Annotated in this window: 18 protein-coding genes; all 18 read right to left on the bottom strand. The window is 33.8% G+C overall.

The window, feature by feature from the left end; genetic code table 11:
- Positions 1-181 precede the first annotated feature (181 nt).
- On the bottom strand, positions 182-649 hold the full coding sequence (locus BLP68_RS08610; RefSeq protein WP_091542478.1) for a GNAT family N-acetyltransferase: 468 nt from the start codon (positions 647-649) through the stop codon (positions 182-184).
- Between the two features lie 209 nt (positions 650-858).
- Positions 859-1,266 carry a fosfomycin resistance glutathione transferase gene (locus BLP68_RS08605; protein WP_408606031.1) on the bottom strand — a complete coding sequence of 136 codons (408 nt, stop codon included), beginning with the start codon at positions 1,264-1,266 and terminating at the stop codon, positions 859-861.
- Between the two features lie 288 nt (positions 1,267-1,554).
- Positions 1,555-2,541, bottom strand: a complete 987-nt coding sequence (locus tag BLP68_RS08600; RefSeq protein ID WP_091542473.1) for a CPBP family intramembrane glutamic endopeptidase — start codon at positions 2,539-2,541, stop codon at positions 1,555-1,557.
- Positions 2,542-2,894: 353 nt separating this feature from the next.
- Complete coding sequence (locus BLP68_RS08595) at positions 2,895-3,572, bottom strand: hypothetical protein (RefSeq protein ID WP_091542470.1); 678 nt, start codon at positions 3,570-3,572, stop codon at positions 2,895-2,897.
- A gap of 229 nt (positions 3,573-3,801) precedes the next feature.
- On the bottom strand, positions 3,802-4,323 hold the full coding sequence (locus BLP68_RS08590; RefSeq protein ID WP_091542467.1) for a hypothetical protein: 522 nt from the start codon (positions 4,321-4,323) through the stop codon (positions 3,802-3,804).
- Between the two features lie 31 nt (positions 4,324-4,354).
- A complete protein-coding gene (locus tag BLP68_RS08585) occupies positions 4,355-4,936 on the bottom strand; it encodes a hypothetical protein (RefSeq protein WP_091542466.1) in 582 nt (193 codons plus the stop codon).
- 129 nt (positions 4,937-5,065) lie between these two features.
- Positions 5,066-5,254, bottom strand: a complete 189-nt coding sequence (locus BLP68_RS08580; RefSeq protein WP_176758939.1) for a GNAT family N-acetyltransferase — start codon at positions 5,252-5,254, stop codon at positions 5,066-5,068.
- Between the two features lie 318 nt (positions 5,255-5,572).
- Positions 5,573-6,628 (bottom strand): alpha/beta fold hydrolase, encoded by a 1,056-nt coding sequence (locus BLP68_RS08575; RefSeq protein ID WP_176758938.1) that lies wholly within the window; start codon positions 6,626-6,628, stop codon positions 5,573-5,575.
- Between the two features lie 261 nt (positions 6,629-6,889).
- Positions 6,890-7,876, bottom strand: a complete 987-nt coding sequence (locus tag BLP68_RS08570) for a phosphotransferase enzyme family protein (protein ID WP_091542458.1) — start codon at positions 7,874-7,876, stop codon at positions 6,890-6,892.
- Between the two features lie 500 nt (positions 7,877-8,376).
- Positions 8,377-9,417, bottom strand: a complete 1,041-nt coding sequence (locus BLP68_RS08565) for an NAD(P)/FAD-dependent oxidoreductase (RefSeq protein ID WP_091542456.1) — start codon at positions 9,415-9,417, stop codon at positions 8,377-8,379.
- A gap of 353 nt (positions 9,418-9,770) precedes the next feature.
- On the bottom strand, positions 9,771-10,493 hold the full coding sequence (locus tag BLP68_RS08560; RefSeq protein WP_091542454.1) for a hypothetical protein: 723 nt from the start codon (positions 10,491-10,493) through the stop codon (positions 9,771-9,773).
- A gap of 319 nt (positions 10,494-10,812) precedes the next feature.
- Positions 10,813-11,637 (bottom strand): hypothetical protein, encoded by an 825-nt coding sequence (locus tag BLP68_RS08555; protein ID WP_091542451.1) that lies wholly within the window; start codon positions 11,635-11,637, stop codon positions 10,813-10,815.
- 132 nt (positions 11,638-11,769) lie between these two features.
- Positions 11,770-12,078, bottom strand: a complete 309-nt coding sequence (locus BLP68_RS08550) for a hypothetical protein (protein WP_091542450.1) — start codon at positions 12,076-12,078, stop codon at positions 11,770-11,772.
- Between the two features lie 442 nt (positions 12,079-12,520).
- Positions 12,521-12,715 (bottom strand): transcription initiation factor TFIIIB, encoded by a 195-nt coding sequence (locus BLP68_RS08540; protein WP_091542445.1) that lies wholly within the window; start codon positions 12,713-12,715, stop codon positions 12,521-12,523.
- 217 nt (positions 12,716-12,932) lie between these two features.
- Positions 12,933-13,187: a TIGR04076 family protein gene (locus BLP68_RS08535; RefSeq protein WP_091542442.1), complete on the bottom strand. Its 255-nt coding sequence runs from the start codon at positions 13,185-13,187 to the stop codon at positions 12,933-12,935.
- Positions 13,188-13,377: 190 nt separating this feature from the next.
- A complete protein-coding gene (locus BLP68_RS08530; RefSeq protein ID WP_176758937.1) occupies positions 13,378-14,244 on the bottom strand; it encodes a phosphotransferase in 867 nt (288 codons plus the stop codon).
- Positions 14,245-14,773: 529 nt separating this feature from the next.
- Positions 14,774-15,184 (bottom strand): helix-turn-helix domain-containing protein, encoded by a 411-nt coding sequence (locus BLP68_RS08525; RefSeq protein WP_091542437.1) that lies wholly within the window; start codon positions 15,182-15,184, stop codon positions 14,774-14,776.
- A 462-nt stretch (positions 15,185-15,646) separates the two neighbouring features.
- Entirely contained in the window at positions 15,647-15,955 is a 309-nt protein-coding gene (locus BLP68_RS08520) for a GNAT family N-acetyltransferase (protein ID WP_330389119.1), read from the bottom strand.
- Between the last annotated feature and the right edge of the window lie 159 nt (positions 15,956-16,114).

Raw genomic sequence — 16,114 nt, 5'->3', positions numbered from 1 at the left:
TTCCGTGGTTACGATGTATAGACCCAAAAGGAATACACCTTGGTGGATCTTTGCTCACAGCTAGAAGGTGCGGGGCCTGCCCCACTTCATGACGGTGCTTATAGAGACTTACTCCTTGAAGATACTTCTTGCCCCTTTGTGGGAATGGCTTGTTATACGATGTCTAAAACTATCAAATAGTTTATAGCGTTTTCGTCATATTTACCATACCTGGAATATATCCAAGTTTTTGGTTTAATGCAATCATATTATGATTTTTATAATGAGTAGTAGTCTGTATGGTCTTAATACCTTCATTTCGACACCACTCTTCTAATAATATTTTAAGATGTTTTGCTAACCCTTTACCTCTGAAATCCTCTGTGATATACAGTGATAAAATCATAACACTATCTTGAGAATTTTCCTGTTTATATGCCCATATAAATCCCTGCATTTGACTTTGCTCGTCTTCTACAATCGTTAAAAATAAATCTTCACTTTTTGTATTTTTAATTCTTTGTACTGTTTTCTCTATAGCTTCTGTTGAAGCTCTATAGTCTGGATTCCATAGTTTTGGTGCAAAATTATGCCATTTTGCTATTTGAACTAAAATTAACTCTAAATCCTTGTTTATACTACTATTAAGTTCGATTTTTTTGTGATTCATTATTAATCGCTCCTGTTTGTAATTATATATATGTTCATCTAGTCTTTCTCTAAGTTCCTTTTCATTTAATTTTCCAAATATTCATCTTCATTGGATACCCAAGCTTTACGAAAGGTGTCGTAACTGCTGTCCGTCAACTCAAGACCATCTACCTCCACCCAACCCAATCCTCTTATTCAAAAGAAAGTGTTCATCACATGATTTCTTACCTAGTAAAGTTCAAATGTTGACCAATTATTTTCTCTCGCCCACTTCAATCTATCTTCTATAGTATTGTAATGTAGTTCTAACTTGTGTCCATCTGGGTCGAGAAAATAAAATGAATCTCCTTCTGATGAATTTTCCTTGAATGACTTTACCCCCACACTTTCAAGTTTATCTTTCATTTTTTGAAAATCTGTAGATAAAACATTGAACGAAATATGTGTGTAATCTGATTTTGTCTCTAAAACTGCTGCATTATCAATATTGAGGGCAACCCACTGGTTACCTGCTAATAAATATGCTCCTTTGTCCCATTTCCCCACCAATCTAAGCCCTAATAGATTCACATAAAATTCCACCGACTTCTCTAAATCCGATACAGCAAAAGTAATATGATTAATTCCGTTAATCATCATTCATTCTCCTCTAACTTTTGTTAATAACTACAAGAAAATTAGTACCCTTTTCTACACTTTTTCATTTGTAAATTTATTTAGTATAATTTAGACTTTAGAAATCTTTGTCGCCAATATGAAGGCCCCCTTAATCCATCATCTTACTGGAGGGTTGAGAGAGTTATATATCATGTTGCTGAAGTTATCATTTAGAAAAGTACCTGATGCCCTCAAGCCCTCATTTTTATAGTTAACATTAATATATAAGCTTCAACTCACTACTTCTACCTCCTTAAGCTCTAGTTCCTAATATGAAATATTAAAATAGCCCACTCCTCTTAGTAAGAAAATTCCTGTTAAAATGATGTAAGTGGTGATAATTATAAACAACCCACTGTTTCTATCATGTCGAGATAGTACATTATAGCTATCCTCCTGAACTGCCATAGCCCTTAACTTTCTCAAGGATAAAATACATACTGTGCTGCTAATCAAAAAAACAATGAATAATACTATGTTATTATTTAATAAACTTACAGGAGTGCTAGACAAGTCACCATATTGTTGCATCATTGACTCCTTTCCCTGAATAAATCCATAAACAACAAATACTGTATTTGTAATAATATGCATTATAATACCGGGAATTAATGAGTTTGTATAATGTACTATTAACCCTAATAATATACTAAAAAGAAATAAGGTTATTAATCTGTGAGGATTGTTATGATATATTGCAAATAAAAAAGCTGATGCAGTTATAGCAAAATATTTGTTTATACTTTCCATTCCACTTATAAGAAACCCTCTATAAAAAAACTCTTCTCCAACAGGTATAAGTATACCAACTGTTATTACTAGTACAATTAGTGTTGCTACATTATCGGCAACTATGTAATCGTTCATTTTAAAGCTAATATTAAAGTAGCTTAAAATAATATCTTGAACAGTTAACAAATAAACAGAAATTAAGTTAAAAGCTATAAATATAACAAAGCTTAAAAAAAGCTGTTTTAACGTTACTTTATTAAGTCTGAGTAATTTTATCAGGTTAATATTCTTAATGTAGGCAAATAAAAAACAAGGTGAATAATGGGTTATAATATGACAGAAAGACACTGTTATAAAAAAAGTTACTATTGCACTGTATGATTGAATATTTGGGTTAAAATGCTTAGCCAAGAAAAATTCAAAAATATTCCATAAGATATAATACATCACACTTACAATTGCAATAAATAAATAATGTTCTCTACCTATATTTTTATTTGTCTTTATATTTATATTGGTCATATGTTTTCTCTCCCTTTTAAGTACTTACCTTTGCTAGTCGTAACCCTAATTATAGCAGTTACTCTCTATATTTTTTTTAAAAACACAATGTTTACTATGATTTTTCGATATCAAGTGTATCATTTATTAATCATAAGGAGGTAAAAACCAGTTAATGATAAAGCTATTCTGATTCTTGAGTGTCTTTTCTAATTTGTACTCGTTATATTTGTTCGTCGTTAAAGCCATACCAAAAAGTAATCCCTCTAATTCTACATCCACCAACCAATTCCTACTGTTCACTAATGACGCATTTAAAAGATGATGCGACATATATCTCAAGCAAAGCTCATAGGTGATAAAAAATAGTATTTTCATTTAAATTTTCTTGTAAGTTCAAAAAGTTTTTGAGTATCAATTCCATCTCCATATATTTTGTATCTTGCTCTGTCGCTACTTCCATTACTGCTAAATGTATAGAGACTTACATATCGTGGATCATGACTAATAAATATATGTACTCCTGTTTTATTATCGTCATTAAGACGTATTGTGACTCTTGTGGAACCTGGCATTGTGTAGTCTACCCGGAAGGTGGTCCCACCTTTACTAAAACGTCTTTTCCTCATATTGTGATTAGATAATGTTAAAAGCACTTCTTCAATAAAGTTTTTATCGGTAATATCTTTCATAGATGTTGAATGAATCTCTGAGTATTTAGATATTGGCAAGGGTCTAAGTTCTTCTAATTCTTCCCCGATATCATCCATAGAAATATCCTTTGTTTCTATATCCATGCCCTTCGGTATGGTTATGGTTTGTTCTAAAGTTATATTGGATATATCATCTGCTGTGAGATTTTTAATGCCTGCGGTACGTTCTAAATCAAAGGGATAAAAGATAAAGGTAAGTATTGATATAAATATAATAATAATAATAAATTTAGTTTTATATCCAACTTTTTTTCTATGGGCTTCTTTAAGCATTTTCTTTTCAACACTGTAATTATATTCACCTAATTTAAAACTATCATTTTTAGCGTCATATTTCACTGTAAACCTCCCTTATTCTTGCATAACTCTATACCAATGTGATATAGCATTTAGGATATTTACTTCGTTTCTTTTCATCTACTATGAAATATCAATCTTCCGCATCAGCATATTAGCTACTATAACAAATTCCACCTTTATGAAATGCATTGTTAGTTGATCGTACAACATATCTTACTTTCTTATGGTATATTAAAAATACAAAATGAAATAAATATCATATATTGTATTAGACCTCAAAATTCCACACTGGTATTACTTCAATTTCTTCTAGAAATGGGTTACCATTCTCATCATCATGCTTTAATTCAATCACAATATTATGGTTAATGTATTCCATCATATCTCGGTGATATGTAACACCTGCTCTTCCTCCCTGAAAGTTCTTTAGTTCTTCAAAGTTATAGGTGTATCCTATTGCATTTTTCTCTTCCTTACCTGTATTTTTATCTCTAAACCTTATGGTAATAGATATATTCTCTGACACATAATCTTCCTGTCCTATGTAATCAATTGATTCTATACGGAGGTGTACGTGGTTAGATGTATTAACCAAAACTCCATCGCTAATTTTCCAATTATTGCTTTCACCTTCCAACCTAAGTACAGATATTAGCAAATCTGTCCTCTCTTGACTCAATTGATTGCTTAAATTTCTGTTACTATTCAGCAATAGGATACAGGTAATTAATAAAATAGAACATATTATCATTAATAGTTTGTTATCTTTCATATTCATTTCTTTTCTCAACCCCATACCTTCTTATTTTATCTTTAAATCTTCAAAAAGCTCCATTTCCATTTCTAGAGTTTTCCCATATTTCTCGCAACAATTTCCGATCCCATACCTGCGCCTCTATATAATGCAAATACTCTCCATATATATTATACCGTTGCACTAATTCTGGTATCTCATCAAAGGTATAAACCTTTGGGGTATTTGTTCTTTTACCACCAATTATACTTCCGAATTCATCATATTCCAGCTGATACATGCTATCAGGATATGTAAATGAAACAGACCTCATATCAAGCATTTTTATTGGTATCCGAAACTCACAAGCATCCTTCTGAATATCCACTCTTATATCAAATTCACCCTTGGGTGATTCACCTAAAACCATATATATGGGGACTAAACATTTGGGATGCCCGCCCTTTTCAACAAGTTGACTATATATCCATTTCTCTATTTCCCTTCGGTGTGTTAGGTAATCATCTTCAGCGTAGAAAAATCCAATCCCATTGCGCGCACAGTGAGCCTTTTTTATTCTATTTGCATCTTCAAAAGGCAACTCATTTAAAGATACAAATGGGTATTCACCTTTAGGATAATATCTTGTAAGAAAATTTGGAATTACCAAAACCTACTCCTCCACTTATCTATAGTATTTTATGCTTAAAAGTATTTTAAAATCTGCCGCACTATGTGTTCAATACTTAGCATTAAATAAAGTATATGAAGTATTTCACTTACACATTGTGCTTACTCGCTACGTCAAGTGCATAAAAATTGTCTCAATCGTTCCCCATGGTGCTTCCTTTTCATCAATCTTCATAAACCCATATTTTTCAGATAAATTAATGTGGTCGCTGATAAGATATACTTTATCAAAGCCCAATTCTTTTGCATATGCCAAAGCGAAAACAATCAGCTTTTCACTTAACCGATTACCCTTCATCGCCATTTACAAGCGGTTTTATTTGCATAGAAGATACATCCTTTCTCAAGTAAAAAAATATAAAAAATCCTAAGTTCACACTGTAAAGCTTATATGAAATTTATAGACGCCGATACAAATTCTCACATTTCGCGGCAGAACGCTGCACCTTTGCATATGGTTTCAGAGAACGTCTCCGAGTTTACAATGTCCCTGAACCGGACCCTAAAGCTAGGCCGTCTTGGCGGAGCTCAGTTCCCGGTTAAGGGATGTGGTGCCTGACCTTTCCCTTAACACGTCCTCCTGCACCTCCCGTAAACACATTGATGGTATTGGGTGTTATTGCTTTTTTTCAACATTCTCTTTTATACGTATAGCTAGTTGTGCAAATTTTTCAGGTTCTTCAAAATGTGGAAAGTGTGCTGACTCTTCAAACCATATGAGCTCTTTATGAGGAGCTATTATCTTGTTATAATACTGTTCTATTAAGGTAGATGGCGTATTATAATCATGTCTACCTGCAAAAAAGTAAACAGGAACTCTCACTTCAGGTAAATCTCTTACAAAATCTAAATCTAAGTTATGTCCCCACATGGTATCTGCTGAAAATTTACTACCTAAAGCAAATTTTATTCCATCAATCCCTGTATATTCTGGTGAAAAAATACTTCCCAATATAATATCATTTAAAGTATTTACATTCCTTTCTACTCCCCCATATTTATCTAGCCATTTTCTTTGTGTTAACGTATCACTAACTGTATTCTTGTAAGGAGGTCGTCCAATTCTCAATAAATCTTCTAACGCCCTTTTATTATTGTTTTTTTTAGCCATCTCTAAAACAAAATCATATGAAACTGCTTCATTCTCAAGTTTATTGACTACTTGTCCAATACTTATAAAGGCTGCAACTCTTTCTGGATATTTGTCTATTACATGTAAACCTAATTCGCTGCCCCAAGAATGTCCTGCTAAATATACATTTTCTTTTTCATATTTCATACATAGATAATCAATAAGTTCTTTAGTATCTTCTCTAAACCGACTTCTGTTCATAGATTTTCTCGGAATATTATGTGAATACGACATTCCAGAACCTCTTTGGTCCCAATTAACAACAATGAAATTTTCCTCGAGTTCCTCTTGATATTTCCGTGCAAAAGAAATTTGTGAATATCCAGGACCTCCATGCAAAAATAGAAGAATTGGATTGTTGGTATCTTTACCTCTTATCATTATAAACTGTTCTAATCCTCCTAGTTGGATTTTTTGTATTGATGCTACACTATTATTTCCTTCAATGTGTGGGGTTCTTGATGGTAGAAATAATACAAACAATATGCATATTATTAAAAGCACTAAAGTGATCTTTATACATTTTTTTATTAGTTTCATAAATAAACACTCCATATATCTTTATTAGGTAAAAAAGCACCCATCACTTTCAGATAACTTTTCGTGTTTGCGACGTCTCTGAACCGGACCGCCTGACTTTATCCCCTGGCGGAGCTTCGCTCCTAGTGAAGGGATGTGCTGCCCTGACCTTTCCCGCGAAACGTACCTGCCAGCACCCTTGTGCAAACACATTGTTGTGTATAGTAGCGCGCCTTCTTTGTTCAGAGGCTGACAGGACGTCAGCCTCTCTAACAATAAAAACTATACTAGCAAATCACCGAAATGTTTAGAGCTATCCTTCATTAAAGTTGCTAAATATATTCTTAAATCCATCATCCATTCAGGTTCATTATCCCAAACCTCCTTGGTAGATAACAAAACTCTAACATATCCATATAGATCTGCAAATCTCCTAAATACCGTAAGATAAGATAACATTTCATCAGTAATACTAAATTCTTCTCTATAACCTTTAATAAAAAAATCTCGCGTTAATGAATAGTCCTCGCAAGGTACTTCATTTACTATACTATTTAATGCTTGTTCAATATCCATTGCGTACCAGTGATACATTGAATCATCAAAATCTATGATATTAAGCATATCTGTATCTTTGTCGTAGAAAATATTATCCATCTCAAAGTCATAATGAACCATCCCATAAGTTTGCTCATTTTTAGGTAATTTTGAGAAAAACTCCTTAAGTAACTTTATTTCCTGCATTGCTAAAGTCTCATCAGAGAAACTCGACAATTCCTTTTCAATCCAAGTAAGAACATCTTCATATGACCAGCGTAATTCTTTATCTGGTTTATATTCAGATGATAATTTATGCAATTTACCTAAAGATTTGCCATGTTTTCTACATATATCATAAGTATAATCTATTTGTTCTAACTGAACTCCTGCCACCCTATCAAAAACAACCGCAAAATATTCTCCCCATGGTGTACTAACTTCCAATAATTCTTGATTATCTTTTGAAGGAACAGTGCATAATACTGGATACTCTCTTAGCTTCAAATACTTAATAAATTCCAGTTCTCCTATTATATTGTTTTTATTTTTCTCAGTGCAAGGTGCAAACCGTAAAAGCTTTACCTTATCTTCACTTTTGAATGGATACACAGCATTAGATGAAATTCTGTAGTATTTAAACATTTTTGTGGAAGAAGGGTCATATTCCCAATTTCCTAAAATCATTTTGGCTAAGTCTCTATTATCAAAAAGATATTTCAGTTTTAGCATGTTATTCTACCTCTTTCTTGTAATTTTATTTTTACTACCGATTTTTGGCAACAGTAAAATAACATCAGCTAACCTCACCCAATAATAACAGCTAAACGTTTATTTGTACTGTTCCCAATTAAATTGAAATCACCTTTATTTGTATTAATCGACGTTTCATGTCGCTCACTCCCTTCAAATTTTAGTTTTTTATTTTATCCGCTGCACGATGCGGCGTTCTTTTTCGCGCGATTTTATATAACGGACGGGTGTTTCCGACATCCCTAAGCATTGCAGGTAGCTACTCATGCCGGGGCGCCTCGGTTGGCTTAGGGCGTGTGGGCGGCTTTTCCCTTACCATTGCATCACCGTCCTCTGCGGAAACATTGTGTTTTAGGAGGTCCGAGCCCCGTGACTCAAAGGGTGCCACGGACGGCACCCCCTTAAACATAGCACTTGACCTGTACTGCACATTATAAAAAATAATTGGAATTCAACTTACTTAAAGCAACAAATTATGCTCATAATCTCATGTAATCAAATGTACTCGCCATGCTTGCAACAAAATTCCATTGCCGCTCCATGTAAACTCTTAATGCAGAAGTGTTATTTTGATAAGCCGAATATACAGTTTCCAAATCCAAGTCGTTATTCAAATCTATTTTCTCAATCGCTTTCGCAGCCGCATAACCGCTTTCCATTGCTGCTGAAATACCCTCGCCCATAGGGTTAAGAAATCCTGCGGTTTCACCTGCAAACAGCACTTTCCCTTTTCCGTATTGTACAGGACATTTGGGCATAATGTATGGCATAAGCCATTTTTCGGCTTTTTCTTGCTTTTCGATTTTTGCGTTATGATGTTTTTCCATATAAACAATAAACTCGGCATAATAATGTTCAAGTTTACTTGTATCCTTAACAGACACACCGAAAATAAGATAATCATCTTTTACATTAAACCACGCATCATATTCCGATAGGTAGGGCTGCAAATAGGCATAAAAATAATGATGATCCAATTCTATGGAACCCTTATTGAAGGTTTGATAAGTAGTTATATAATTTTGAGGTGCATGAATAAGTTTTCGCTTAACAGAACCTACCACACCGTCACATACAATGACTAACTTTGCTTTTTCTGAATATAATGAAGTGCCTTTCAAATTCACAATAACACAATTTTCTTGCTCTAAACATGATAGAGCGATTGTTTCATCGCGTAGTTCCGCGCCAGCTTCTGTAGCTTTTGTTGCCAACCAATAATCAAAGGAACTCCGCCATATATTTAATCCTTCCTGTTCAAATCGGTACTCTTGACCCTTGTCGTTGGTAAACACCATACCTCGATTATCCTTCGGCATACACATCGTAAACTCCGGTGTATCCTCGTCAAAGTATCGCTTCACCAAATCCATTGACTTTTTAATAAGAACACCTGAACAAGATTTGTTTCTTGGCATCTTAAATTTTTCAACCAATAATACTTTATAGCCATTACAAGTCAATTCCCGTGCAGCAGTACAGCCTGTCGGGCCTGCACCAATCATTATTATATCGTACATGGCGGTTTCCTCCTATGAGTGATTATATAAACTATGTGCCTCAACTTTAATTAAAGAGTTCATTCATGACAATAAGACAATATATTTTTAATATTTGCGACGTCTTCGAACTGAACCCTAAAGAAATACCCATTAGTGGAGCTTCGCTCCCAGTGAGAAGGTGTGATGCTGAACCTGCCCACAAAACGTGTTTCTGCACCTTTATGCAAATGCATTGTTCCGATGCCATACGCCCCGTGACTCAGAGTGCGACAGGACGTCGCACTCTTAAACATATCACTTAATCTATACTAAAGATAATATAAAGAATTCATAAATAGAAGAACCTATCTTTATATTAATCTTCTTAAAATTCAATCCTTTATATAATCAGATGCTTTTTTATGTTCAGATGGATTGATATGCTTTGAGTTATATAGTTGGACAACTTTTTCAATACCATCTATAGACATATATTTTAGGTATGGCTCAATATAGCCCCAGTTTCCTGTTTTCTGCATGATATCCAAAGCCTTTGTGTCTACTTCATTTTCTGAAATATTCAATGAAGCCTCTATATAATCAGATGCTTTTTTGTGTTCAGATGGATTGATATGCTTTGAGTTATATATTTGGACAACTTTTTCAATACCATCTATAGACATATATTTTAGGTATGGCTCAACATAGCCCCAGTTTCCTGTTTTCTGCATGATATCCAAAGCCTTTGTGTCTTCTTCATTTTCTGAAATATCCAATGGAACCTCTATGTTTTTGTAGTTATTACCGCCATTCATAGTTAGATTTACAGAACCGCCTTCATTGTTCCACTCAACTTTGAATTGCATATGTTCTAGCAGTTCTCTCATTGGCATATATAACAGACCATCAGAGCTTCCATCATTCACAATTGTAACTAAGGGGTTTTCTAATAATATTTCATTTCCGTAAAAATAAACCTTAGAACTGCTATAAGTTGCTGATTTAATTCCTCCCGAAGTCGCTGATTTAATTCCTCCTGCTGCAAAAACAGTTGTAAATCCTAACGTACCAATTATTACGCCTACAATTACACTTTTAATATCAAGTTTTTTCATCTTGCTCCACTCCCTTATTAGTTTAAGTTGAATATAAATGCTATTTACAAATGGATAATATAAAAAAATTCTTTTTGCTGCACAATATTAAATAAATGTGAATTAACAAAGCTTTTAAAATGTTCTTCCACAATCCCCGGCAAGAGCTGCGGCCTTTGCGTGTGGTTTCGGAGAACTGTCCCGTACTTGCCACGTCCCTGAGCCGGACCCCAAAACAGACCGTCTTGGCGGAACTTCGTCCCGGTGAAGGGATGTGGTGCTCTGACCCTGCCCTAAAAACTTTCCTCTGCACCTCCTGTAAACACGCTGTTAGGCGACGTTAATTATGATCAATTTCTTCCTCAATATATATTAACTTTACAAGCTTTAGGCTACTAGTAACATCTGTATTAGGCTGAGTCCAGTATTCAAATTCGTTAAAAAGTGCAATAATGTTATATTTAACTTCCACACCATGTTGTGCATTTTTCCATATGTTCTCTTCTACTTCTTTACCAATGGCCTGAGCCACGACTTCATCACTTAAGAGGCGAAAAAACATACTGTAGTCTCCGTACCGTTTATCTAATTCCCATGTTGTTGGAATAGGAATGTTTCTAATAATATCTTCTTTATGAAACCTTATTCCATAACGGCTCTCGCCCAGAAAATTAGTTATTAGTTTTCCTTTCATAACAAAATATCCATCAAAAAAGACTTTCTCCATATCATAATCATCAATATAAACCTGAGTAACCCTGAAACCACCAATGTCATCACCTATCTTAACCTTTCTAGGATCGAAATCTCTATTAGGGTTGTAATTCGATGGTCCCATATATTTTTTTAATTCCTTCTTCAGGTTTTCATTTTCTTCAATTAGTAGTTTTAATTTTAGTTCCAATGTATCATACTCTAACTGAGTAACCTCTTTTTTGTTCTGGCTATTAATTGCTTTTTCAGTTGAGCTAGAGCATAAATTTTTCAAACTTTCCAGTTCACTTTTCAAAGTTTTATTTTCTTCTTCTAAAATTTTCATTTTGTCTTGCATGAACTGATATTCACTTGAACTTACTACACTTTGATTATTGGAATAGTTAGTTTTTCTACATCCAGGAATTACTAGCATCATTATAATTACAACAATTACTAGTAGCTTTTTCATGGCTGCCACCTCCAATTTTATATATGTAGCCTAAGGCCCGTATTTGCGACGCATTCGAACTGGCCCCCAAAGGACACGTGCTACCAGCACCTATATAAATGCATTATTCTACGATGCCATATGCCCCGTGACTCAGAGGGCGACAGGTAATCCTTTCTGTGATAAAAGTTCAGCTAAATTTTCAGGTTTGGTGTTAGGGGTTATCAGCATAGAATCAGGCATAATCCCTGCTTTGATGTAATAAATCATTTGCTGAATGCAAAAATCCATGTTCTCTCTATTTAGTTTAATTGAAAATATCCTTTCAAACCCTCTATCGGTATCAGATTTTAGATAACTTATATCTCCTATCGTCAGAGTTTGACCACTCATTTTAGCCCATGTTGTCCATGATAGCTCTATACCCTTTTCGATAATATCTGCCTCATATTGTGAAAGCATATTTGCACCTCATCTCGTTTTTTATTATCATATCAAAATAAACATGACAACTATATGTCACATTAGAAATATAAATAATACTCATTGCACGTTATAAAACTAATGTTAATCAATATAGATTCCAATGGACCTTCTCACAGACCGCGGCAGGATGCTCTAAAAAGTTATATCCTCATCAAAAGAAGCACTATTATTCTAATGATTTCATGTAACGTTTCCGTGTTTTACGACGTCCCTGAGTTGGACCCCAATGTAATACCCACTTGGTGGTGCTCGCATCCAGTGAGAAGGTGTGGTGTTCTGACCTTTCCCCCAAAGTCGTAACTGCCAGTACCCTTGTGCAAACACATTGTTATCTGCTGTCCGGTTGGCAAAGAACCCGCTACATTCACTACACCATTTCTTTCTAACCATTGATAACGCATCTAGAAGATGATACCACTTACTTTTTTATTTTAAATATTTCTGGTTTATCTACTCTAGTAGAAAGAATATGGCCGCACTCTGTACAGATATCTGCTATCACTCCAGAACCTTTGAAGATTTTCCCAATTGGAATCATACAGGCATGACCCATCTGTTTACCTTGACCAATATCTTTACATCTACAAATTGGACACTCTTTATTATTCTCCATAAGAACACCTCATATATTTTTGATAATAATTTACCTAATAACTATAGTTTTTATAAGTTGTTCAACAATATTCTGCTTTATGATTTAATAAACATTACTGGCTACACATTTTCCGGCTAACTAGTCCTAAAAAGATAATGTGACTTAAACATTTATTTAATTCCTTTGTATTTTAAGAAGATTACATATCAATGTATGCTTCTTAAACTTTTTTAATTTAGAATTCTTCCAATACTTCACCTCGTATCACCACTCTACTATTATCTGGACAAGTCATTTCAAATTTCTTTTCCTTAATGTTACCGTAGTCTAGATTTCCTCCATTTAGCAAAACACATATATTCGGATAAATGTTATTCCATAATTCATGACATATAGGTGGGCAAATATCCTCTACAATATACGATTCATTTTTTATGTGACATCCACTTCTGCAATGACTTTCAACAATTGTTAGCTTTACTTTAGGCATTCTCAAACCTCCATATAGGCTATATATTTTTATATCTCTAACTAAATCTAATACAACTATCACTAATTACACTTATTCTTTCTTTCAGCATCAAGTTAACTACTACCTCTACATTATTCCAAGGATTGCAGATAACGTCTCTGCCATTCCCTCAATGCGCGCTTCCAGCACCCTTGCGCAAAAACATTGTTTATGCGATCGTTATTAACGCTTTCTCAATTTTGTCTTTATTTTTGTATATCCAATATAGCCCTTCTAGATTAATTCTGGCAATATCTTCATTCCTGTCCTTAAAAAAAGCTATGAAAATAAGTTGAATTGATAGTAGTATAGGAAACAGCGATTTTATTTCTACATTGCTTAAGGTAATGTTGCTCGTATACCCTTCATATAAATGTTTGAAGATATTCAACCATTCGTTTTTTAATTTTTGATTTGAGAAATCACTCATTAAAATAGCTGTTGAACAATAGCATAAATCAAATATACGAAACCCAACAGTTGAAATATCAAAATCAATAAAACCAGATAGTTTCTTGTTATCAAATAATATGTTTTGTGGGTGGGTGTCTCTATGTATAATTTGTTTTGATAGCGAGTTAATATTTGGAAAAAAATTACTAATCAAATATTCTTCTATATTATTTATGTTTTTATCAAGCTTTTTGCTCTCAGGAATAGCCCATTCAATTAACTGCTTCATTATATCCATATTTTTTGTATTAAACATATTAGGATTACAATGCTCTAATCCTATATGTAAGCGTGAAAGTGCCTCTCCAATTAAATAAACTTGTTCAAGATTAAAAAAGTCTGTTACGTGACTTCCCGGTAATTCTTCATATAAACAATATATATCTTCATTATGGAATGTATAATAAAGGTTATCTACACTTATCAAAGGCATTGAAGTTGGTACATTATATTTTTTCAGAGTAGTCTGTAAATATAATTCCCTCTCTATTTCATCAATTGATTCTTTTAGTTTTAGATAGTATGTTTTACCATTATTTACTTTCACCTGTTTAACTATTTTAGAGCTTTTTACTTCTCTCACAAATAATTCCTCTCCAATTGACCACTTTAATAGAATGTCAATATAATTATTCATTTTCAGGTGCTCCTTTTTTAGTATTCTATGTCACATAACTTCTCCGTGTTTGCGATATGCCTGAGCCGGACCATAAAGATAGACCGTCTTGGCAGTGCTTGTCATCCAGTGAGAAGGTGTGGTGATTGAATGGTGATTGAACCTTCTTCATTATGGCTATGGATAAAGCTTCGGTGAACTTACCTGTCACCCTTGCGTAAAACCATTGTTATATTGCGGAATTATTTACAATTTCTCTAATTAATTACTTCCAATTTTCTATTCCAAATATCTAAATAACGCTCTACATATGATCATAATCTTCAATTTGATAAAGTGCTACCCACACCTTTATGCAAATGTATTGTTCTCCGATGCCATACGACCCTTTACTCAGAGGGCGACAGGACGTCGCCCCCTTAAACATATCATTTGAACAGTACAGTACAATATAAACTCTGCGGCATACCTATAAATGAATATTTACTCATAATCTTTATTTCTTATTTTCTTTTAAAAGAGCGATGGCGCAGCAAGTTAGCCCAATTCCCAGCAAGGTAATAGCTGAGGATGGTTCAATCTGTTTTAATGCAGATAATGTCACAACAGCAACTCCCATCGCTACTGCAACAGCTTTAAGCACAAGATCAAATATTTTGTCAATCTTATCTCCGGAGATTTTATTATTTTCCATACTTCCTTTCACATTAAGCAATTCGTTTATAGGAATCCCCAAAGTTTCAGCCAATTGAGGAATTGAACTAATATCCGGACAGGATAGATCCCGCTCCCACTTGGAAACCGCCTTATCGGTCACCCCCATTTTATTAGCCAATTCCGTCTGAGTCATGTTATTCTTCTTTCTCAAATTGGAAATTGTCTCTCCCATAGTTGTTTTTGTCGCCATCGTAATCACTCCTATCACTAATGTGTTATTTTGATAATTTAATCATAGTCTATAGCTAAAAGCGACTCAACCTACAGGAAGTAGAATTAAGTAAACCAATAGTTTAGTCAAAGTAGATTATATAAATTTTACTTACTTCTCTAAAGTTTACAAATATGAATTTGCACAGCGCGTTCTTCCTCAATCCGCGGCAGGACGCAGCGGTCTTAGCATGTGGTTTTGGCGAGTGTCTCACATTTGCGATGTCCCTGAGCCGACCCCCAAAGATAGACCGTCTTGGCGGAGCTTCGCTCCCAGCGAAAAGGTTTGGTGGAAGCACAGCGGAGCCGGCAATACATTGTTAGTTGATGCCACAACTTATCTCACTTTCTTATACCACATTTAATAGAAATTATGAAATAGTCATTCATTGACTTCTTTTTAATTTAAGAAAAATGTGTTTCAATAAAGTTTTCTTTATATTTATAACTTCCATATCATTGAGTATTCAATTTCTTTAGTTTCATTATTTTCTTTTTTCTGTTCTATCTTAAATCCATGTTTCTTATAAAAGTTTATCGCTTTTAAATTTTTAGCATAAACATCTAACTTTAAAACAGGATAATCTTGCTTGCATTTTTTAAGCAATTTACTCCCTATTCCATTGGAATGGTATTTATTTGAGACAAATAATCCTGCAATATATGACTTTTCAATAATACCTATAAATCCCTTTATTTCATTATTTTCTTCATATACATAAATAGTTGCATCTGGTAAAACTTTCTTCACAACATCATAGTTTGCCCTCCAATAATCTTCGAAATAAAATCATGTGTATTAATGTTTACTTCAAGCCAAATTTTCATTATATTATCTATTTGAGATACGTCTAATTCTTTTATCACTAATCTTTCCCCTTACCATGTAATAATTTTCTTTTCTTACTGC

The sequence above is a fragment of the Alkaliphilus peptidifermentans DSM 18978 genome, from assembly GCF_900101495.1.
Lineage (GTDB): Bacteria > Bacillota > Clostridia > Peptostreptococcales > Natronincolaceae > Alkaliphilus_C > Alkaliphilus_C peptidifermentans.
This window is presented reverse-complemented; position numbering and strand designations above follow the sequence as displayed.

Coding starts and splice junctions, on each gene's coding strand:
- BLP68_RS08550 (WP_091542450.1), bottom strand. CDS start 12,078: ATGCTTTCACAATATGAGGCAGATATTATCGAAAAGGGTATAGAGCTA.
- BLP68_RS08580 (WP_176758939.1), bottom strand. CDS start 5,254: ATGAAGGGTAATCGGTTAAGTGAAAAGCTGATTGTTTTCGCTTTGGCA.
- BLP68_RS08570 (WP_091542458.1), bottom strand. CDS start 7,876: ATGCTAAAACTGAAATATCTTTTTGATAATAGAGACTTAGCCAAAATG.
- BLP68_RS08525 (WP_091542437.1), bottom strand. CDS start 15,184: ATGGCGACAAAAACAACTATGGGAGAGACAATTTCCAATTTGAGAAAG.
- BLP68_RS08560 (WP_091542454.1), bottom strand. CDS start 10,493: ATGAAAAAACTTGATATTAAAAGTGTAATTGTAGGCGTAATAATTGGT.
- BLP68_RS08540 (WP_091542445.1), bottom strand. CDS start 12,715: ATGGAGAATAATAAAGAGTGTCCAATTTGTAGATGTAAAGATATTGGT.
- BLP68_RS08605 (WP_408606031.1), bottom strand. CDS start 1,266: ATGATTAACGGAATTAATCATATTACTTTTGCTGTATCGGATTTAGAG.
- BLP68_RS08600 (WP_091542473.1), bottom strand. CDS start 2,541: ATGACCAATATAAATATAAAGACAAATAAAAATATAGGTAGAGAACAT.
- BLP68_RS08565 (WP_091542456.1), bottom strand. CDS start 9,417: ATGTACGATATAATAATGATTGGTGCAGGCCCGACAGGCTGTACTGCT.
- BLP68_RS08575 (WP_176758938.1), bottom strand. CDS start 6,628: ATGAAACTAATAAAAAAATGTATAAAGATCACTTTAGTGCTTTTAATA.
- BLP68_RS08555 (WP_091542451.1), bottom strand. CDS start 11,637: ATGAAAAAGCTACTAGTAATTGTTGTAATTATAATGATGCTAGTAATT.
- BLP68_RS08610 (WP_091542478.1), bottom strand. CDS start 649: ATGAATCACAAAAAAATCGAACTTAATAGTAGTATAAACAAGGATTTA.
- BLP68_RS08535 (WP_091542442.1), bottom strand. CDS start 13,187: ATGCCTAAAGTAAAGCTAACAATTGTTGAAAGTCATTGCAGAAGTGGA.